This is a genomic window from Bacillus sp. Marseille-Q1617 (genome assembly GCF_903645295.1).
Taxonomy (GTDB): domain Bacteria; phylum Bacillota; class Bacilli; order Bacillales; family Bacillaceae_B; genus Rossellomorea.
Window position 1 is genome coordinate 1,157,377 of sequence record NZ_CAHJXM010000002.1, and the last position, 20,892, is coordinate 1,178,268.

The 20,892-nt window shown below is 44.6% G+C and carries 19 protein-coding genes; 13 read left to right on the forward strand and 6 right to left on the reverse strand.

All coding sequences use genetic code 11. The features are described from left to right. Window positions 1–285: 285 nt before the first annotated feature. The 4 genes from tpx to HWX64_RS17150 all read left to right on the forward strand — a co-directional run bounded on the left by tpx (window position 286) and on the right by HWX64_RS17150 (window position 4,371). Window positions 286–786: a thiol peroxidase gene (gene tpx, locus HWX64_RS17135; protein ID WP_175990686.1), complete on the forward strand. Its 501-nt coding sequence runs from the start codon at window positions 286–288 to the stop codon at window positions 784–786. A 133-nt stretch (window positions 787–919) separates the two neighbouring features. Continuing rightward, complete coding sequence (locus HWX64_RS17140; RefSeq protein ID WP_175990785.1) at window positions 920–1,903, forward strand: class I SAM-dependent methyltransferase; 984 nt, start codon at window positions 920–922, stop codon at window positions 1,901–1,903. Window positions 1,904–2,175: 272 nt separating this feature from the next. After that, complete coding sequence (locus HWX64_RS17145) at window positions 2,176–3,369, forward strand: acetate kinase (RefSeq protein ID WP_175990687.1); 1,194 nt, start codon at window positions 2,176–2,178, stop codon at window positions 3,367–3,369. 165 nt (window positions 3,370–3,534) lie between these two features. Next, the gene (locus HWX64_RS17150; protein ID WP_175990688.1) at window positions 3,535–4,371 is read left to right on the forward strand and encodes an EcsC family protein; all 837 of its coding nucleotides are present in this window, start codon (window positions 3,535–3,537) and stop codon (window positions 4,369–4,371) included. A 60-nt stretch (window positions 4,372–4,431) separates the two neighbouring features. On the opposite strand, the gene HWX64_RS17155 is transcribed toward HWX64_RS17150, so the two are convergent. Continuing rightward, on the reverse strand, window positions 4,432–4,731 hold the full coding sequence (locus HWX64_RS17155) for a hypothetical protein (RefSeq protein WP_175990786.1): 300 nt from the start codon (window positions 4,729–4,731) through the stop codon (window positions 4,432–4,434). A gap of 248 nt (window positions 4,732–4,979) precedes the next feature. Between HWX64_RS17155 and HWX64_RS17160 the strand changes: the two genes are divergently transcribed. Beyond that, window positions 4,980–6,197, forward strand: coding sequence for an argininosuccinate synthase (locus HWX64_RS17160; RefSeq protein ID WP_175990787.1), 1,218 nt, complete (start codon window positions 4,980–4,982; stop codon window positions 6,195–6,197). Further along, window positions 6,194–7,591 carry an argininosuccinate lyase gene (gene argH / locus HWX64_RS17165; protein ID WP_175990689.1) on the forward strand — a complete coding sequence of 466 codons (1,398 nt, stop codon included), beginning with the start codon at window positions 6,194–6,196 and terminating at the stop codon, window positions 7,589–7,591. Before HWX64_RS17160 ends, argH begins: the two co-directional genes overlap by 4 nt. 62 nt (window positions 7,592–7,653) lie before the next feature. On the opposite strand, the gene HWX64_RS17170 is transcribed toward argH, so the two are convergent. Next, window positions 7,654–8,106: a universal stress protein gene (locus tag HWX64_RS17170; protein ID WP_175990690.1), complete on the reverse strand. Its 453-nt coding sequence runs from the start codon at window positions 8,104–8,106 to the stop codon at window positions 7,654–7,656. A 106-nt stretch (window positions 8,107–8,212) separates the two neighbouring features. On the opposite strand from HWX64_RS17170, the gene HWX64_RS17175 reads away from it, so the two are divergent. Next, the gene (locus tag HWX64_RS17175; protein WP_175990691.1) at window positions 8,213–8,371 is read left to right on the forward strand and encodes a hypothetical protein; all 159 of its coding nucleotides are present in this window, start codon (window positions 8,213–8,215) and stop codon (window positions 8,369–8,371) included. Window positions 8,372–8,414: 43 nt separating this feature from the next. Here the strand turns inward: HWX64_RS17175 and HWX64_RS17180 are convergent, their stop codons facing one another. Continuing rightward, a complete protein-coding gene (locus tag HWX64_RS17180; protein ID WP_175990692.1) occupies window positions 8,415–9,758 on the reverse strand; it encodes a cytosine permease in 1,344 nt (447 codons plus the stop codon). Window positions 9,759–10,301: 543 nt separating this feature from the next. On the opposite strand from HWX64_RS17180, the gene ald reads away from it, so the two are divergent. From ald to HWX64_RS17200, 4 genes are all read left to right on the forward strand, one after another. Beyond that, the gene (ald, locus tag HWX64_RS17185; protein WP_175990693.1) at window positions 10,302–11,420 is read left to right on the forward strand and encodes an alanine dehydrogenase; all 1,119 of its coding nucleotides are present in this window, start codon (window positions 10,302–10,304) and stop codon (window positions 11,418–11,420) included. Between the two features lie 793 nt (window positions 11,421–12,213). Next, on the forward strand, window positions 12,214–12,894 hold the full coding sequence (locus HWX64_RS17190; protein WP_175990694.1) for a metal-dependent hydrolase: 681 nt from the start codon (window positions 12,214–12,216) through the stop codon (window positions 12,892–12,894). Window positions 12,895–13,017: 123 nt separating this feature from the next. After that, window positions 13,018–13,269, forward strand: a complete 252-nt coding sequence (locus HWX64_RS17195; RefSeq protein ID WP_175990695.1) for a hypothetical protein — start codon at window positions 13,018–13,020, stop codon at window positions 13,267–13,269. 408 nt (window positions 13,270–13,677) lie between these two features. Further along, on the forward strand, window positions 13,678–14,994 hold the full coding sequence (locus HWX64_RS17200; RefSeq protein WP_175990696.1) for a CBS domain-containing protein: 1,317 nt from the start codon (window positions 13,678–13,680) through the stop codon (window positions 14,992–14,994). A gap of 39 nt (window positions 14,995–15,033) precedes the next feature. Here HWX64_RS17200 and HWX64_RS17205 read toward each other — a convergent pair whose 3' ends face one another. Further along, window positions 15,034–15,339: a YtpI family protein gene (locus tag HWX64_RS17205; RefSeq protein ID WP_175990697.1), complete on the reverse strand. Its 306-nt coding sequence runs from the start codon at window positions 15,337–15,339 to the stop codon at window positions 15,034–15,036. Window positions 15,340–15,432: 93 nt separating this feature from the next. Between HWX64_RS17205 and HWX64_RS17210 the strand changes: the two genes are divergently transcribed. Further along, window positions 15,433–16,371 (forward strand): bifunctional oligoribonuclease/PAP phosphatase NrnA, encoded by a 939-nt coding sequence (locus HWX64_RS17210; RefSeq protein WP_175990698.1) that lies wholly within the window; start codon window positions 15,433–15,435, stop codon window positions 16,369–16,371. 94 nt (window positions 16,372–16,465) lie between these two features. On the opposite strand, the gene ytrI is transcribed toward HWX64_RS17210, so the two are convergent. Both ytrI and HWX64_RS17220 read right to left on the reverse strand, forming a co-directional pair. Further along, the gene (gene ytrI / locus HWX64_RS17215; protein ID WP_175990699.1) at window positions 16,466–16,969 is read right to left on the reverse strand and encodes a sporulation membrane protein YtrI; all 504 of its coding nucleotides are present in this window, start codon (window positions 16,967–16,969) and stop codon (window positions 16,466–16,468) included. After that, window positions 16,966–17,301, reverse strand: coding sequence for a YtrH family sporulation protein (locus HWX64_RS17220; protein ID WP_175990700.1), 336 nt, complete (start codon window positions 17,299–17,301; stop codon window positions 16,966–16,968). The genes ytrI and HWX64_RS17220 overlap by 4 nt, the downstream gene beginning before the upstream one ends. Before the next feature lie 143 nt (window positions 17,302–17,444). On the opposite strand from HWX64_RS17220, the gene dnaE reads away from it, so the two are divergent. Further along, window positions 17,445–20,798: a DNA polymerase III subunit alpha gene (gene dnaE, locus HWX64_RS17225; protein ID WP_175990701.1), complete on the forward strand. Its 3,354-nt coding sequence runs from the start codon at window positions 17,445–17,447 to the stop codon at window positions 20,796–20,798. The last annotated feature ends 94 nt before the right edge of the window (window positions 20,799–20,892 follow it).

Below are 20,892 nucleotides of genomic sequence, written 5' to 3' on the forward strand. Positions count from 1 at the left end.
TGAGAGCGGTGTCAGCCCTTTTTACAATAAATAGATTAAACTACAGAGTGGATTGGAGCGGAAGGCACTTGACTCCGGCGGGATACAGAGGAAAGGTCGAGACCCCGCAGGAGCATAGCGACGAGGAGGCTCGACTTCCTCCCCGCGGAAAGCAAGTGCCTGAAGCGCAAAGGAACGGTCCATGATTAGAAGCACGCTAAATCATTCCGACCCTTATCATTTGCGTTGACCATCCGATTTTCTGTACTATAAAGTTGTACATAATTCATAGAGGAGGAACAAATAATGGCAAACATTACATTTAAGAACAACCCTGTAACACTGCTTGGTAATGAAGTGAAAGTTGGAGATCAAGCACCTGATTTCACGGTACTGGCAAATGATTTATCAGAAGTGACTCTGAATGACTCAAAGGGTAAGGTTCGTTTGATCAGTGTCGTTCCTTCAATTGATACTGGCGTTTGTGACGCACAAACAAGAAAATTTAACGAAGAAGCAACTAAGTTTGATAATGTTGAAGTGCTGACTGTATCTGTCGACCTCCCATTTGCACAAAAGCGCTGGTGCGGAGCGAACGGTATCGAAAATGTCCAGACACTTTCCGATCACCGGGACCTTTCATTCGGTGAAGCATACGGTGTGCATATCCAGGAACTGCGCTTGCTTGCACGTGCTGTATTCGTTGTGGACAGCAATGACGAAGTCACGTATGTTGAATATGTGAGCGAAGCAACTGACCATCCTGATTACGATGCTGCAGTAGAAGCAGTGAAGAATGCAAAATAATAGGATTAATTACTAGAACAAGAGACATGCTGACCTGCCGACTGATGTATGGTCAGCTTTGTTTTTTTACAAAGTGCCCGTCGACGGGTAAAATAAATGACAGAAAACGTTGGTAAAGGAATGAATGCATATGATGAATTCGCCAGTCGAATCTCTCTTCGGAATCATCGATGAAACATCACTGCTTCTTAAAGAAGAGCTGGCATGCAGCTATTTAGAAGCCGTGGCGGAAACGGGGGAAAATCTTTTCCAAGATGATATCCTGCAAGATGAATTGAGTGAACTGACAAAAAAACGCCTACATAAAAAATATGAAGAAATAAAGATCGGCAGCATTGAAAATGAGGATATCCGCAAAGCCTTTCAATTTGCCATTTTAAAGGGAATGAAAGAAAATGTTCAGCCAAATCATCAAATGACTCCGGATTCTCTCGGGTTATTTATCAGTTTCCTCGTCAATAAATTCACTCAGGGCAATGAGAAACTGACCGTTTTAGACCCGGCAATCGGTACAGGCAATCTTCTGACAACCGTGTTGAATCAGATGCCTCACGTCGAATCCCAATCCATCGGGGTGGAAATCGATGATGTATTGATTAAATTGGCTTACGTTGGGGCAAATCTTCAAAAACATCCGCTGCAGCTTTTCAATCAAGATGCATTGGAGCCGTTATTTATCGACCCTGTCGATATTGTCCTGAGTGATCTTCCAGTAGGATATTATCCGAATGATATCAGGGCACAGGATTATGAGTTAAAAGCTGAAGAAGGCCATTCCTACGCCCATCACTTATTCATCGAACAAAGCTTGAAACATACGAAAGAAGGCGGCTACCTGTTCTTCATCGTCCCAAATGCGCTGTTCGAATCACCTCTCAGCAGCCAGCTGCATTTATTTTTAAAAGAAAAAGTGAACATTCAAGGCTTCCTGCAGCTGCCGCTTTCTTTATTCAAAAATAAGAACTCGGCGAAAAGCATCCTGATCCTTCAAAAGAAGAAAGAAGGTCTGAAAGCACCGAAAGAAGTCCTGCTCGCGAATCTTCCAAGCCTCTCGAATCAGCGTGCATTAGAGGATATCCTTGGCAAGATCGATCAGTGGCTGGTTGATAATAAATAACCATAGTACTAAGACTGCTTACAAGTATAGAGCAGTCTTTTTTTCTTGTGCTTTATTTTGTTTAGCAGTCAGGGGATTGCGGAAATATGAAAAAGAGTTTCCTTTTCGAATTTTGCGAAAATATTTAATTTAACATGAAAACGATGTCATTTCAAGCTTTTTCTTGAAATCGATAGTGTACAGTGATTAAATGGGGAATTGAGAGATAAAAAGTGATTCAATGAACAAAATATAGATAGTGAAGATCCTATATATTAAAGGAGCGATACAACGTGGCAAACAAAATAATTGCAATCAATGCCGGAAGCTCATCTTTGAAGTTTCAGCTATTCGACATGCCTGAAGAAACAGTCATCACAAAGGGACTTATTGAGCGTATTGGCTTGGACAATGCGGTTTTTAACATATCAGTGAACGGTGAAAAGAAAGAAGAGGTAACGGATATCCCTGATCATGAGGTAGCGGTCAAAATGCTTCTTGAGAAATTGACTGGGTTCGGCATCATCGATTCCCTTGATGAAATCCAGGGGATCGGCCACCGTGTCGTTCACGGCGGGGAAGTATTTAACGAATCTGTCCTCATCACAGATGAAGTGATCGAAAAAATCGAGGAACTCTCAGATTTGGCACCGCTTCATAACCCGGCGAACTTAACAGGTATCAAGGCTTTCAGGAATGTGCTTCCGAATGTACCTGCAGTAGCGGTATTTGATACAGCTTTCCATCAATCCATGCCTGAAAGCTCATTCTTATACAGCCTGCCATATGAGTATTATGAAGATTTCGGCATCCGTAAATACGGATTCCACGGAACTTCACATAAATACGTATCTGAAAGAGCGGCTGAAATGCTTGGACGACCGAAAGAGCAAGTACGCCTGATTTCCTGCCACTTGGGTAATGGTGCAAGTATCGCTGCCATTGAAGGCGGAAAGTCAATCGACACATCCATGGGCTTCACACCGCTTGCCGGTGTAGCGATGGGTACGCGTTCAGGAAACATCGACCCTGCATTGATTCCATTCATCATGGAAAAAACAGGTTCAACGGCTGAAGAAGTACTGAATATCCTGAATAAAAAATCAGGTATGCTTGGTGTTTCCGGGTTCTCAAGCGACCTTCGAGATATCGAACAGCAGGCTTCAGAAGGAAATGAACGCGCGGAGCTGGCACTTGAAGTATTCGCAAATCGTATCCACAAATACATCGGTTCTTATGCTTCCCGCATGTACGGGGTAGATGCAATCGTCTTCACTGCCGGTATCGGTGAAAACAGCACCCTTGTCCGTGAAAAAGTACTTCAGGGCCTTGAATTCATGGGCGTATACTGGGATCCTGCACGCAACAACGTGCGTGGAGAAGAAGCATTCATCAATTATCCGCACTCCCCGGTAAAAGTCATGATCATCCCGACAAACGAAGAAGTCATGATCGCGCGCGACGTGGTCGAAAAAGGAAATATTTAATTATAACAGTTTAAACAGGATCGCCGTATCGGTGATCCTGTTTTTATGTGCGATAGTATAGAAAGTTAAATCACAGAAAATTCACGCCACATTGCTGAAGAACGGAAAGCCGGGAACGATTTATGATATACTAAGATTAATTTCGTAACTGTAAGGAGTGGGAAGATGAGCTGGTCAGATCGGGATAAACAAGTTTGGCAGACAATCAAAGTTTGGAAAGAAGACTTGTATGAATATGAAGCGAATGATTTGGAACATACATATGTTAAATGGCTGGATTACGCATTTGAATCCATTCCGCAAGATGTTCAGGAACAGTTCTTTCAGCGTCTGGACGGCTGGCTGTTTCACATGCATTCCCTCATTCAGGGGTCGCAGATGCAGAATGATGCACGGGAACGGATCCTCGTAACAGCACGTGCCTTCAACCAGGACACCCAGACGATAGAAGACCTTCAATACCTCACGATTGATCAGCTTCACTATATTGCAGAACAGCATGCAGGACGCCACCGCATCTATTCCTTATTTCAAGGCGGCATCACGGGAACAGGCGGCATCGTGGCCCTTGGTACTGACCTGCCGGCAATGGCCGTGATCAATCTTCGTTCCGTACAGCTGATCGCCATTACCTACGGATTTGACGTCCAGACCCCGTTTGAAATGATGACGGCTTTGAAAGTGTTCCATGCGTCCACCTTGCCTTCAAGGCTGCGGGCACTGGCCTGGGAGGATCTCATGGAGGATTTGAATAAGAAGGATACGAATTATTTTTACGACGGTTCAGAACAGCTGACCGATTATACATGGCTGGAAGGACCGATGAAGCATGCACTCAAAGGTCTTGCGATCACGATGTTCAAAGGAAAAAAATGGTCCGGGCTGCCGCTTGTAAGCATGGCGATTGGTGCCGGTGTGAATTATCAGCTCTCACGTAAAATCACTGATTTTGCAGAAAAGTATTATCAATATCGTTATCTGCGGTTGAAGAAGAACCAATAAACGAAGGAAAGCGAAGGACCTTTAAGGGCTCCTTCGCTTTTTTGAATCCAAGAAGAACGTCTATTGAATTTCCGGGGTGGTACGATACCATATCCACAAGTCATTAATCTGCGAGGCTCTCTCTGATATCTCGCTGTTCAGTCTGCATGATTCTTCAAAGTCCTCTTCTTGGCCAAGAGAGGACTGCAGCTCTTCAATTTCCTCTTCAATTTCCCCGATACGTTCAGGAATAGTTCCTCTCACCCTTTCCCACTCGAGGAGAATGGCTTCCTGAATGTGAGGGGGATAGCCGGACCATTCTTCCGACAAACAGGGCATATGTATTTTTAAACGCTGGTCGTAAGTGAAATATTTTTTCATAGTGCACATATAAACGTTAAGTTCTCCTTTTTCAGGTTGTATCCACACCATAAATCCTACAATATAATCCCGCTGAAATCCATTCATCCCAACACTTCCAGTGTCGCCACATAAAATATTTATACAAATTAATGAATAAGTATTGATAAACTCAAGATAAGTTGTTAATATAAATTCATTCAAAAGAATAATTATTCATTTAAACATTTTTAATCGTTTCGATTTATATAAAACAACAACTGGAGGGAATACGATTGAATAAAAAAGTGGTTTTGGCCTATTCAGGTGGACTAGATACGTCAGTGGCAGTGCAATGGTTAAAGGAAAAAGGATATGAAGTCATCGCCTGCTGCTTAGATGTCGGTGAAGGAAAGGACTTGGATTTTGTAAAAGAAAAAGCGCTGACGGTCGGTGCGTCAAAAAGCTATGTCATCGATGCAAAAGAAGAATTCGCGAAGGACTATGCACTCCTTGCTTTACAAAGCCATGCTTTATATGAAGGGAAATATCCGTTGGTTTCAGCTCTTTCAAGACCATTGATTGCCAGTAAGCTTGTCGAGGTGGCTGAAAAAGAAGGAGCATCGGCAGTGGCGCATGGCTGTACAGGGAAAGGAAATGATCAGGTTCGTTTTGAAGTTTCCATTCAGGCTTTAAATCCGGATCTTGAAGTCATTGCCCCAGTGCGTGAGTGGAAATGGTCGCGTGAGGAAGAAATAGAGTATGCAAAAGAGAAAGGCATCCCAATCCCGATCAACCTTGATTCACCGTATTCCATCGACCAGAACTTATGGGGAAGAAGCAACGAATGCGGGGTATTGGAAAACCCTTGGACGGCTCCACCAGAAGATGCATATGATCTCACATGCAGCATAGAACACGCCCCGGACACAGCAGATATGGTGGAAATCACATTTGAACATGGGGTACCGGTAGAGTTAAACGGCCAGGCATATCCGTTGGATCAATTGATTTCAGAGTTGAACATCATCGCTGGAAAACACGGGGTAGGGCGCATCGATCACGTTGAAAACCGTCTGATCGGCATCAAGTCCCGTGAAGTGTACGAGTGCCCGGGTGCAGTCACGTTGTTAAAAGCACATAAAGAACTCGAAGATCTTACGCTGGTGAAGGAACTAGCGCACTATAAACCGGTCATCGAGAAGAAAATGACAGAATTAATTTATGAAGGCTTATGGTTCTCCCCATTAAATAAAGCATTAAAAGCATTTCTTGACCAAACTCAAGTGTATGTCAATGGGGTCGTGCGCGTGAAGTTATTCAAAGGTCATGCCATTGTGGAAGGACGAAAATCTCCAAACTCCCTATATGATGAAAATCTGGCTACGTATACAAAAGCCGATGAATTCGATCATGATGCTGCGATCGGTTTCATCAAGCTTTGGGGTCTGCCGACGAAGGTATCTTCTGTCATCAATAATGAGAAAAAGGAGAAAGTGACTTTATGAGTAAGCTTTGGGGCGGAAGATTCACGAAAAAGCCTGAAGAATGGGTGGATGAGTTCAACGCATCCATCTCATTCGACCAGGAATTGGTCTTTGAAGACATCGAAGGCAGCATCGCCCATGTGACCATGCTGAAAAAATGCAGCATCCTTTCTGAAAATGAAGCCGATCAAATTCTTCAAGGTCTTCAAACGCTGTACGAAAAGGCTGTTAAGCAGGAGCTCGATTTCTCTGTGGAGTATGAAGATATCCATTTGAATCTTGAGAAGCTATTGATCGACGAAATCGGTGAAGTGGGAGGTAAGCTTCACACAGGAAGAAGCCGGAATGACCAGATTGCCACGGATATGCATTTGTTTTTAAAGCGCAGAGTAAAGGAAATCATTGAACTGATCAATGATCTGCAGGAAGGGATTGTTCTTCAATCCGGGGAAAACGTTGAAACGATCATTCCCGGTTATACCCACCTGCAGCGTGCGCAGCCAATTTCTTTTGCTCATCACCTAATGTGTTATTTCTGGATGCTGCAGCGAGATAAAGAGCGATTAACTGATTCACTCAAGCGAATCGATATTTCGCCGCTAGGGGCCGGTGCACTTGCAGGTACGACATTCCCGATCGACAGAGCGTATTCAGCGGAGCAGCTCGGTTTCGATTCCTATTACGAAAACAGTCTCGATGCCGTCAGCGACCGCGATTTCATCGTGGAGTTCTTAAGCAACAGCTCCCTCTTGATGACACACCTTTCCCGGCTGGCTGAAGAGTTCATCCTCTGGTCGACGGAAGAATTTCAATTCATCGAGCTGGATGACAGTTTTACGACTGGAAGCAGCATCATGCCCCAAAAGAAAAATCCTGACATGGCTGAACTGGTCAGGGGGAAAACGGGAAGAGTGAACGGAAATCTCGTCTCGCTGCTTACAGTGTTAAAAGGCCTCCCGCTTGCGTATAACAAAGACATGCAGGAAGACAAAGAAGGCATGTTCGACACGGTCAAAACAGTCGTCGGTTCCTTGAAGATCTTTAATGGAATGGTCCGTACGATGACGGTCAAACAGCAGAGAATGAAAGAAGCCGTTTCGAATGATTTTTCAAATGCAACCGAGCTTGCTGATTATCTGGCAGCTAAAGGGGTCCCTTTCAGACAGGCTCACGAGATTGTCGGCAAGCTGGTCCTGCATTGTATCGAGGAAGGGTACTACCTGAAGGATGTTTCACTGGCGCAGTATCAGCAATATTCAAATCTTATCGAGGAGGATATCTATTCAATCTTAACGCCTTATGCCGCGGTGGAAAGAAGAGATTCTTACGGCGGGACGGGGTTTGAACAAGTGAAAATCCAAATTGAAAAAGGCAAATCTCTTTTAAAAGCTGATGAAAAGGTAAAAAGCCAATAAAGAAAGAGAGGCAGGATCTCCCGATTCCTGCCTCTCTTCATTTTCTATGGTAATAGTACTTCTTATTCTTCTTTGTCTTCTGTCCGTACAACAAGGACATCACAGTGCGCAGCACGGGTAATGTGTTCTGATACGCTTCCGATCAGAAAGCGTTCAACGGCATTCAGGCCGGTTGCCCCGCATATGATCAGGTCTGCTTTAATGTTCTTGTTCGCTTCTCTGGGGATGATAACCTTTGGAGAACCATATTCAACATACGTTTTTACCTTTGTCACTCCTGCTTCGGCAGCTTCTGCTTTATATTCCTGCAGAAGTTCTTCAGCATAACGGATGGCTCTTTCGCCTACCGTGCGATCATAGGACTCAATCGCTGCAAAAGAACGGGTATCGATAACATGGATCAAGGAAAGTGTTGCATCATTACGCTTTGCGATGGCAATCGCTTTTTGAAAAGCCCATTCTGCTTCTTTAGATCCATCCACGGCTACTAATATGTTCTGATATTTTAAACTCATTGTTATCCCCTCCTTACCTTTATCATACTACATTTTTCCACTAATAGCTTGTGGCAGATAATCGAACAATATAGAAGAAAAAATCTCATAATAAGGGGGATGCCTCATGAAGAAAAAGAATCCGCAGGAACAGTATACGTACGACGAACAGGGAAGCGAGCAAGTAAGCCAGCAAATCATGAATTCATATACCAGTGGTGTCATCGATACAGAGAATGGACATTACAACACGTATGAAGATCACGGGGAAGAGCAGAATCAGTAATCGCTTGAAAAGGGCTGATCCATATAAATGGATCAGCCTTTTCCTATCCCAGCTTATTTTCAAGAGAAGGAGAGTGTCCATCAGCATACGAACGCTTCTTCACTATTGTATAAACAGCTGAGGTCAAAATGAAGGACAGAAAGCCGGGTGAATAGGTTTCCGGGATGAGAATATAGGTGATCATGCCGATTACAAGCACCCAGGAAGCTTCTTTGTTAAGGGTCGATGTCCCATTCAGAAGCTGAAGCAGGGAGCTCTCGGTTAATTTACCTTTTTTAACGAGCAGGTAATCAGCTGTGACAATCGCCGAAATGGGAATGATCAGAATGCCAAGGAATGATACGTAACCTTGTGCATTGACAACGAGCGATGGGATACAGCTTAATAGGATGCCTGCTGCTCCAAAGGCAGCAGCACATTGAATACGTGACAATCTTGGCAGTGCATTCAGTAAGCTGTAGCCCCCTGTATAAGCATTGCTGAGGTTGATGGAAATCATGGAAACCATCGCACATAAGATAATGATGATTAAAAGAACAGAAGAAGAGGTGAGCTCACTTGCCACGACGAATGGGTTCAGGTCTCCAAACAAGCTTGCGCTTAAACCGCCTAATAAAGCGGTCATCATGAAACCGACGACATTTCCTCCATACAGTCCCCAAAATCCGTGGGAACTGCTTTTACTGTAGCGTGTGATATCCGCAGATGCACTGACACCGGATACATACTGAACGAACACTAAACTGGAATAAAAAAAGAATGCAGCAGCCCCGGAAGCTTTTGTTCCTTGTGTTAAAGAAGACAGCGTTCCCGGTGACAGCCCTTTCGTTATAAATAAATAAAGGATGACCAACTGACCGAGTACAAGGACCGGTATGAAATATTTCGTTGCTTTTTTCACCGCTTGGAATCCGACTAAGGCGAGCAGCGTCATGATGAGCGCCAGACCTGCTGCAATGGGGATGAAAGGCAGTGACACACCCGAAACCTTTTCAACGATTGACAAAAAGACATATGTACCGCCGATCGTCTGCACACTGAACCAGTAAAGGGAGGTCAATGACCGGATCGGGGAAGCGATACGCATGGAAAGTTTTGTACCGAGAAGGGTCCTGAGTACATATTGTGCGGGCAGTCCATATCTGGAACCCGGGAGTGACAGAAAAGATACAAACAGAAATGCGGCAAGCGCCCCTAATACTGTACACGTGAATGCGGCTGCAAAAGAAAGGCCGCCTTCGAGTACAGCCAAAGCGGGTATCAGGAAGTTGCCGGCATTGACCGAAAAGGCAAGCTGAATGATGAAATACTCTTTCCATGTCGTTGTTTTTTGATCTGCTGGAACCGGCTCCAGACCAAGCCGTTCAATCACTGGTTGTTTTGTCATTTTGTTCTCCTTTGTACATTTATAGCATGAATTCTTATTGCTCTGTTAGAGTATATTGTTGTTTTAGCAGGTTCAGCTGTTGATTGGAGGGCAAGACGAAGACTCCTGCGGGAGAAATGGCCAATAAGAAAAGCGAAAGGGCTTTGTTCAGAGGCGGGTGGCATAAGACGAATCGGCCTGGAAGGCGGTCTTTGCCTACTTGGTCGGTTTGGCTTATGACATGGGCCTCTAAGCCCTGCAGCTGGACAAGTGAGACCCCGCAGGCAAAGCCGAGGAGGCACACGGGTCACCCGCGGAAAGCGAAGTCTTGCAAGGAAATCAACAGCGTTGTGTAACAAAGTATATTTTATAGAATTTTTGCAAAAAAGCGAAGAAATAAACATTAATAATTTTAGTGGAAAGTAGAGATATTTTATTATTTATTTGTTAAAATGTAAGTGCTTACAGAGAGACGAAATTCTCTTAGCTATTATATATGGAAAATGTTATATTTATGAAGTGATGCTCTGAAGGAGCAATAGTGGAATTAGGAGGTAGGCATATATGCGTATTGGTGTGCCAATGGAAATTAAGAATAATGAAAACCGTGTAGCGATGACTCCCGCTGGTGTCGTGAACCTTGTTCAATTTGGACATGAGGTTTATATCGAGTCCGGAGCAGGGATGGGATCGGGTTTTACAGATGAAGATTATACTGCAGCAGGCGGACATATTGTAAGTACTGCTTCAGAAGCATGGTCGATGGATATGGTCATGAAAGTAAAAGAACCACTTCCAAGCGAATATTCTTATTTCCGCGAAGGGCTGATTTTATTTACATATTTACACCTTGCACCAGAACCGGAACTTACAAAGGCTCTTATCGATAACAAAGTAGTAGCGATTGCTTACGAAACGGTCGAAGTGAATCGTGCGCTTCCACTGCTGACTCCGATGAGTGAAGTGGCAGGACGCATGGCGACTCAAATCGGTGCCCAATTCCTTGAAAAGATACATGGAGGTAAAGGAGTGCTTCTATCAGGAGTCCCGGGTGTGCGCCGCAGTAAAGTAACAATCATCGGCGGTGGGGGTGCCGGAACAAATGCAGCAAAAATGGCTGTAGGATTAGGGGCGAATGTAACCATCCTTGATCTGAACCCGGACCGTCTGCGTCAGCTTGACGATATTTTCGGCAGCGACGTGACTACGCTTATGTCCAACCCGTTAAATATCGAGCAGGCAGTAAAAGAAGCAGACCTGGTCATCGGTGCAGTTCTGATCCCTGGAGCCAAGGCGCCGAAACTTGTGACAGAAGACATGATTAAATCTATGACTCCTGGATCGGTTGTTGTGGATATCGCGATTGATCAAGGCGGTATCTTTGAAACGACAGACCGCATTACGACTCACGATGATCCAACGTATGAAAAACATGGTGTCGTTCACTATGCCGTTGCGAATATGCCGGGAGCTGTACCGCGTACTTCTACGATTGCATTGACGAACGTTACCGTGCCATATGCAATCCAAATCGCATCTAAAGGCTATAAGAAAGCATGTCTTGATAACGAAGGGCTTCTAAAAGGTATCAATACATTAAACGGATATGTAACATATCAAGCTGTTGCTGAAGCACACGGTCTTGATTACTCAGATACAAGAACACAATTAGAACAGCTTTAATACACCCAAGCCGGCCGCAGAAGAAATTTCTGGGCCGGTTTTTGTTTATTCGCTGTCAATCACCGCTGTTGATTTCCGTGCAAGACTTCGCTTTCCGCGGGTAACCCGTGAGCCAAGCCTGCGGGGTCTCACTTGTCCAGCTGCAGGGCTTAGAGGTACATGTCATAAGCCAAACCGACCAAGAAGGCAAAGACCGCCTTCCATTCCGATTCGTCTTATGCCACCCGCCTCTGAACAAAGCCCTTTCGCTTTTCTTATTGGCCACTTCTCCCGCAGGAGTCTTCGTCTTGCACTCCAATCAATAGCTAGAACGACTCAAAATCTTAAGCACAATCAGTGTTTTTATTAATGCTAAGTAACGCAAATTAGTGATTATATTAATCTTGTTTTATTGAATGGCTGTTTGCATTTAATACTATTCTTAAAACTTAGAGTGGATTGGAGCGGAAGGCACTTGACTCCGATGGGAAATAGAGGAAAAGTCAAGACCTTTCCAGCTCTGGGGCTAGCCCCTCGAGGTCATAATCTAAATGGTCCATGAAGGCATAAAACGCCTTCACAGCCCATTCATCTAATGCTTGTCGGGGCTGAGCGAGCCGCCTCCGCTTTTCTATCCACAGGCGGAACGCCGAGGAGGCTTGACTTCCTCCCCGCGGAAAGCAAGTGCCTGCAGCGGAAAGGAACGGTCAACGATATTCAAACAACAATCCATTTAGTAATTCAACTTTTAAAAACTAAAAAATCGGGGTATATCAAATTATATACAATAAAAGATCATGCAGGAGGAGTTATAATGAAGATTTCTTATCATGGACATTCAGTTGTGAAAATTGAAACGAGTGGGAAGACGATTTTGATCGATCCATTCATTACCGGAAATGAACTGACAGATCTAAAGGTGGAAGACGAAAAGCCGGACGTGATCATCCTGACACATGGTCATAACGATCACGTAGGAGATACGGTGGAATTGGCAAAGAAAAATGATTCACTTGTGATCGCCAACCATGAACTCGCGACTTACCTCAGCTGGCAGCTTGTCAAGACCCACCCGATGCACATTGGCGGAGCCTATGAATTTGATTTCGGTAAAGTGAAGATGACCCAGGCATTCCACGGTTCAGGACTCATGACAGATGGAAATGAAATCGTCTATATGGGCATGCCGGCAGGCCTTCTTTTATTCATCGAAGGAAAAACGATCTATCATGCAGGAGATACAGGACTGTTTTCAGATATGAAACTGATCGGTGAACGTCATCCGATCGACCTGGCATTCCTGCCGATAGGAGATAACTTTACGATGGGTCCTGAGGATGCTGCAGAAGCGGCACGCTTCCTGAAACCGAAGAAGGTCGTCCCGATTCACTATAATACCTTCCCTCCTATCAAGCAGGATCCGCATCAATTTGTCGAGATGCTGGATGGCAGTGAGGGACAGGTCATGTCGGCAGGGGACACAATCGAATATTGATGGCAGGAGAGAGTGATGTATAGCAGTTGGATGTGACCTATGCGTCACTCTCTTTTTAGTTTTCACACAATATCCTGTCCCTCTCTGCATATATATGAAACATGCTTAGAGAGGAGGAATAATGTGAAAAAACAACGTTATATTCTATGCCTGTTATTGACGGGGGCCTTACTGTATTATGCAGCTCCGCGATTATCGATCGAAGCCGGGGGGCTCGAGGGGGCGTTTGCCATCGGATGGCTTGTCCTGGCCACATTTGTAATTGCCGGCAACCTTGCAGCCCTGCTTTTCAGCCCGGCCAATGGATCTAAAGGTATTAAAGGTAAAGGAAAGGCTTTTACGGTACGAAAAAAGAAGCTGCGATCCCTTGGATGATGGTAAAACGGCTGAAAATCTTTTTCAAATTGTTCTAGCTGTTGATTGGAGTGGAAGACGAAGATTCCTGCGGGAAAAGCGAGTCTGGTGAGACTTGTCCAGCTCCGGCGGCTAGAGGCTCGAGACTTAAGCCATGCCATCCAAAAAGGCAAAAAGCGCCTTTATGGATGCCCTGTCTTATGCTTGTCGCCTCTGGGCGAGCCGCCTCCGCTTTTCTGACCCACAGGCGGAACGCCGAGGAGGCTCACCGGCCGCCCGCGGAAAGCAAAGTCTTCCACGGAAATCAACAGCGGTATTCAGGGGAGGCATAAAGGCTACAGCCATTAACCCCTGATAAAATTGAAACCCCAAGCTTTTCACATTATAATGATACTATTAAGCAGGACGTACAAAAGAAGGGTGAAAAGCTTGGCAACCAAACATGAACAAATTTTAGATTACATAGATTCCCTCCCTGTCGGAGAAAAAATATCGGTCCGCCAAATCGCAAAAGCACTGAGCGTCAGTGAAGGTACAGCCTATCGGGCGATAAAAGATGCGGAAATAAAAGGATATGTCAGTACGATCGAACGTGTCGGAACGATCAGGATCGAGCAGAAGAAAAAAGAAAATATCGAAAAACTGACGTATGCCGAAGTAGTAAATATCATAGATGGACAAGTTCTCGGCGGAAGAACGGGCCTCCACAAGATGCTCAATAAATTTGTCATCGGTGCGATGAAGCTTGAAGCGATGATGCGCTATACCGAAGCAGGCAATCTGCTTATCGTCGGAAACCGTACGAAAGCACATGAACATGCGTTAAGAGCGGGGGCTGCCGTTCTGATTACGGGCGGTTTTGACACCGAAGATGAAGTGAAGAAGCTGGCGGATGAACTGGAACTGCCAATCATTTCCACCTCCTATGATACCTTTACTGTTGCCGCCATGATCAACAGGGCGATTTATGACCAGCTGATCAAGAAAGAAATTGTCCTTGTAGAAGATATTCTGACGAAAGTGGACAACACGGCTTACTTACATGTAAACGATACCCTTGAAGATTGGTACGAAAAAAATCAATACACCTTCCACAGCAGGTTTCCGGTCGTCGATCAAAACCTGAAAGTGCATGGGATGGTGACGTCCAAGGATGTAATGGGGCAGGAGAAGCATATCGGTATTGACAAGATCATGACCAAACAGCCGATCACGGTCAGTGCGAAGACAAGTGTTGCCTCGGCAGCCCATATGATGATCTGGGAAGGCATCGAGGTCCTGCCGGTCGTCAATGAACAGAACAAGCTCCAGGGAATCATTTCACGTCAGGATGTCCTGAAAGCACTGCAAATGATCCAAAGGCAGCCGCAGGTGGGAGAAACGATCGATGATCTGATCAGCAACGGAGTGGAAGCGGGTGAGAAAAAAGGGGACAGGGAAATCTATCACTTTGCAGTCACCCCGCAAATGACGACAGGACTCGGAACCATGTCCTACGGGGTCTTCACCACCCTCATGACAGAAGCTGCAAACCGGGTATTGAAGCCTTATAAAAAAGGTGATCTCGTTGTCGAGAACATGACCATCTATTTCATCAAGCCGGTACAGATGGAAAGTATGCTTGAAATTCACCCGAAGGTCCTTGATGTCGGGAGAAAGTTCGGTAAAGTGGATGTTGAAGTCTATAGTGACGGGGTTCTTGTAGGTAAATCCCTCATGATCTGTCAGTTGATAGACAGGCACTAATAAAAAAAGACCGGGGTGCTGATCCCGGTCTTCATGGCATTAGTTGCCGTCCATTTCCTTGGCTTCACGTTCCGCATAGGGAAGCACATGCTTATAATATTTATAGCCTGTCCAGCCGCTTGCGAGTCCGATCAGGATGAACAGGGCCCCCACGATATATGTCACGGTCCCTGGAAATAATACAAGCTGATTGACACCGAATAAAGCGACAAACAAGCCGAGAGCCATACTTGCCTTTGCAGAAAGCCATTTTTTCTCCATCGGCCGATTGCTTCTGACTTGCTTAACTTTATAGAAAATATAAAAAGTAAAAGCTAATGTAATGAAAAAAGCGAGAAAATACATAATCCTTATCCTCCAGTGCTGGCTTTCTCGCTACTATTTTACAGGTAAGAGAACAGATTGCCAAATGAAAATTTCGTGAAAAAGGAGATACTTATGAAAGAACAAATCCTGGAATTAATCAAACAATATGAAACCATCATCATCCATAGACATGTCCGTCCAGATCCCGATGCATACGGTTCACAGGGCGGCCTTGCTGAGATGCTGAAAGCTTCTTTTCCTGATAAAAACATATATGCTGTCGGGCTCGAAGAAGAAACCCTTCATTATCTGAACCGTCTTGATCCGATAGAAGATGAAGTCTTTGAGGGAGCTTTGATCATTGTCTGCGACACTGCCAACGAAGAACGGATCTGCGACAGCCGGTACAAATTGGGAGAAAAGCTGGTGAAGATCGATCATCATCCAAATGAAGATGCATATGGTGATCATTTATGGATCGATACGACGGCCAGTTCGGTCAGTGAGATGATTTACGAATTCTACCAATTCGGAAAGGATAAAGGGCTTGTACTTCCTGATCATGCCGCGCGCCTTCTGTTTGCCGGCATCGTAGGCGATACGGGAAGATTCCTTTATCCGAGTACGACCCAGAAAACGTTCGATATCGCGGGAGAACTGATCCGGTTTGATTTTGACAGGAACGACCTGTTCAATAAGATGTATGAAGTTGATTCGAATGTCTTGAAGCTGCAAGGCTTTGTGCTTCAGAACTTTGAAATGGATGAAGACGGCTGCGCCCAGATGGTCATGTCCAAGGACATCCTTGAGCAGCACGATGTCGTCCCTTCAGAGGCATCTTTATTGGTGAGCTCATTAGGGAATGTGAAGGGAATCAAAGCATGGGTCTTCTTTATCGAAGAGGATGATCAGATCCGTGTCCGCCTCCGTTCAAAAGGTCCTGTCATCAACACCATCGCAAAGAAATACAACGGCGGAGGGCATCCTCTCGCAGCAGGCGCTTCCATCTATTCATGGGAAGAGAAAGAAGATGTACTGCGGGATTTGCGTGAGGCTTGCCGGAGTCATTAAGAATTTGAGATATAGGCGTAGTAAAGCTCCCAATTTCCGGGAGCTTTTTTGGATTTTTGAAGTTTTAAATTGTGTGAGTGAGAAATAAGCTTTTCTATTCTTCATACTCAAGCTCCAATGTAATCTGCGTGGTTGTCCAGAAATAAATCTCACGCACTTTAAAGGTGAACGACTTGTCATTTAACTCCACGGTTTTATTTTCGATGATCTTCTTGATTAAATCACGGGTTCCATAAGCGGTTTCAAGATCCTTATTGATCAGGCTTCTGAGATCCCCGCTCAGCCGGTCCTCGGTTTCATGGATGCTGAGCAGCTCAACTTTTGTTTTGGTAGGATTCACAATTTTGATCTTCACTTCCTGGATCGTCAACTGTTCTTCATTTTCTTCATTCAATTGTTTGTATTCTTCCTGCAGGTAGGAGAGGGTGTTTTTATACTTGCTGATTTCATTTTTCTGTTCTTCTATCAACTTGGTCTGATTCTCATGCATGACCCCGAACATGTAAATGAAGATCATCCAGCTGATGATGCCCCCCACAACCATGCCGGAGAAAAAGCGCTGCCAGGAAGGAAGTTTATAAAAAGGGGGTATCCTCATGATGAGATATGCTCCTGAGTAAGCCATGAGATGATCATGGCACCTGTATTCGCTCCTCCCAAGGCAGATAGAATCAACAGGAACTGTTTGAACAACTCTTTCGTTTCGCCATTCAAAAACCCTTTCTCAAAGCTGTATACCGTGTCGAACGTTCCCCCGATTGCCGCTATGATTGCCCAGATGCGCAAAAAAGTTGAAAGACGGAACATCTCGATGAACAGAGGCTGCCCCATTGCAAAGGAAGCGAGCCCCCCCATCAGGGATCCCCCCAATATCACACCGAAAGCAATAAAGAAACTCTTAAATAATTCAGGAAAAAAGGCTTCAGCCATTTCATCATCTCCATATGAGCAAATCTTCTCTTACGATAACTATATGGGTTTCATGGACAGGATATGAGGGAGAACATATTTTCTTTTTTTGCTTTTCTTACCTATAATATAAGTATATTGAAATGAAAAAGGGTGTGCATAATATGTCGTTTGTTCATTTGCAGGTAGCAAGCGCTTATAGTTTACTTTCAAGCACAATTTCCATAGATGGACTTGTACATAAAGCGAAAACGCTCGGATTTAAAACCTTGGCGTTGACTGATAAAAATATGATGTATGCTGCCATTCCTTTTTATAAGGCGTGTTTGAAGGAAGGGATCAAACCGATCATCGGATTGACGGCGGATGTCGCTGTCAGTGATGAGCAGTCTTTTCCTTTGGTGCTGTTAAGCAAGAATAATAGAGGATATCAGAATCTATTGAAGATATCGAGTGCGATCGGAGCCAAGTCCTCCAACGGAATCCCACTTAAATGGCTTAATTCCTACAGTGATGGCTTGATTGCCATTACCCCGGGTCCTCACGGGGAGATCGAAACCCATCTAATAAATGAGGAAGTGGAAAAGGCGAAGGAAGCCATACATACCTATCAACATATGTTTGGAGAGGGTTCTTTTTATATAAGTCTGCAAAAACACGGATTGAAAGCAGAAGAAGCACTCCTCCCGCTCCTTAAAAAGACAGCCGGGGAAACCGGGGTGAATATGGTCGCAGCAAATAACGTCCAATATCTGAACCAGGAAGATCATTTTGCACATGAGTGCATGGGAGCGATTCGGGATGGAGTCAAGCTTTCTGAAGATGAACGGGTAGTACTTGAGACCGAGGAGTACTACTTCAAGACGAGAGAGCAAATGGTTGATCTTTTCTCAGATGAGCCGGAAGTGCTTGAGAACACATTGAAGATCGCGAACGAATGCAGCGTGCGGATCCCCTTTCATCAGCAGCTCCTCCCAAAATATCCTCTGCGAGGCGGAGTGACCGCTCAGCAGGAACTGACCCATCTTTGTGAAAAAGGATTGAGTGAAAAGGTTGATGATGTAACCCAGGAATATTTAGAGCGTCTGGATTATGAACTCGAAGTCATCGGAAGGATGGGGTTCAGTGATTATTTCCTCATCGTCTGGGATTTCATGAAATTTGCGAGGGAAAGGGATATCCTGACCGGACCTGGACGGGGGTCTGCAGCCGGATCACTCGTTTCCTACGCACTTAGTATCACCGATGTCGATCCGATCAAGCATCATTTACTCTTTGAGCGTTTTCTCAATCCTGAAAGAGTGTCGATGCCGGATATCGATATTGATTTTCCGGATCACCGCCGGGATGAAGTAATTGAATATGTAGAAGCAAAATATGGTTCTCTTCATGTAGCACAGATCATTACATTCGGCACCTTTGCGGCGAAGGCTGCACTGAGGGATACAGGAAGGGTCTTCGGCTTGAACATGAAAGAACAGGAGCAGCTATCAAAACTGATCCCTAATAAACTGGGCATTACATTGAAAGAAGCCTATGGAAATTCAAAAGAATTGCGTGATTTCATAGAGAAGAATGAGTTGTATAGCAGACTATTCAAAACAGCCCTGAAGCTGGAAGGTCTTCCGCGGCATACATCGACCCATGCTGCGGGTGTTGTGATCAGCGAAGATCCTTTGGTGCAGTGGATCCCGATACAGGGAAGCGCCTCGGGGATTCATCTGACCCAGTATTCGATGGATATCCTTGAAGAAATCGGCTTGTTGAAAATGGACTTTCTAGGTCTGAGGAATCTTAGTATCCTGGAGAGAATCGTAAAGAACGTCAGGCGAGGAAGCGATAAGCGCTTTTCATTGGAAGGGATTCCGGTAAATGATCAAAAGACATTCGAACTGCTGAGTAAAGGGCAGACCAATGGAATCTTTCAGCTTGAATCAGAAGGCATGCGCAATGTATTGACCAGGCTGAAGCCGACTTCATTTGAAGATATCGTGGCGGTCAATGCACTGTACAGGCCGGGGCCGATGGAAAACATCCCGACCTATATTAATCGGAAACACGGGAAGGAAAGCGTGGAATATCCACACCCTGACTTAAAACCGATCCTTGGAATGACGTACGGAGTCATTGTCTACCAGGAGCAGATCATGCAGATCGCTTCAAAAATGGCAGGATTCTCCCTGGGGGAAGCGGATCTTTTAAGAAGAGCCGTATCGAAAAAGAAAAAAGACGTCCTTGACCAGGAAAGGGAGCATTTTGTAAAAGGATCCATTCAAAAAGGTTACACAAGAGAAGTGGCGGATGGCATCTATGACCTTATCGTCCGGTTTGCGGATTATGGATTTAACAGATCCCATGCTGTGGCGTACAGTATGATCGCTTATCAGTTGGCCTACTTAAAAGCTCATTATCCTGCTCACTTTTTATCTGCCCTTCTTACTTCAGTCGTTGGAAATGAAACGAAAGTCTCACAATATATCAGGGAGGCAAAACAATATGGCATCGAGATTCTGCCTCCGTCCGTAAACAGCAGCCAATTTGTTTTTTCTGTAGAAGGGAAAGGCAGGATCCGCTACAGTTTGGGTGCGATCAAAGGGATCGGGGCGCAGGCTTTGAAAGAAATCATCGCTGTGAGGAATGATAAACCCTTTGAGGATCTGTTCGATTTCTGTATGAGGGTCTCATCGAAAATCATTAACCGCAAGATTTTAGAGAACCTGGTTCTGTCCGGTGCCTTTGATGAATTCGATATAGACCGCGCCACGCTCCTGGCAAGCCTTGACGTGGCAATTCAGCATGCAGAGCTCGTCAATCCCGAAGATGATCATGATCTGTTTAAAGAAGAAGAAGCGTTCCTGCTTAAACCGAAATATGTTGAAGTGGAAGACATGAATGTGGAAACGAAATTAAGCTTCGAAAAACAAGTACTGGGACTGTATCTATCGAATCATCCTGTCTCTTCCTACAGACCCCTTTTCGAAGATCTTGGTGTCACCTTGATTACAGATAGCAGACAGGGATCAAGAACGGCAATAGGAGGATATATTACCTCAATCCGTTCAATACGCACTAAAAAAGGGGAAGTCATGGCTTTTCTCGAAATCAGTGATGAAACAGGAGAAATGGAAGCAGTCGTATTTCCTGCAGTCTATCGTCAAATTATGACACACTTAAAAGAAGGAAATGTGTTATGGTTTGATGGAAAAATGGAAGAACGGAACAATAAACTGCAGCTTATTATCAATAAAGTGCAGACCATCGAAGACATAAAAGAACGGGCAGAAAAGCGTGAGAAGAAATTATTTCTAAAAATCCCATCTCACAAGGATCAGGATTCAGTCATGAAGGACATCCAACAAATCATTCAGCGAAACAAAGGGATACATCCAGTGATTGTCTATATGGAAAAAGACAAAAAGAGTATAAAACTATCTGATTTCTATAGAATCGCCCCGACCCGGGAAGCGTTGAATGAATTAGAAACGTTTTTGGGAAAACCCAATGTCGTTTTAACATAACATGCTTTACTTCAACTGATATTTATATTATTGTTTAATAGAAAAAGGTGGTCTGACCACTGAATTTCTGAATGCTATAGGATGACATAACCGT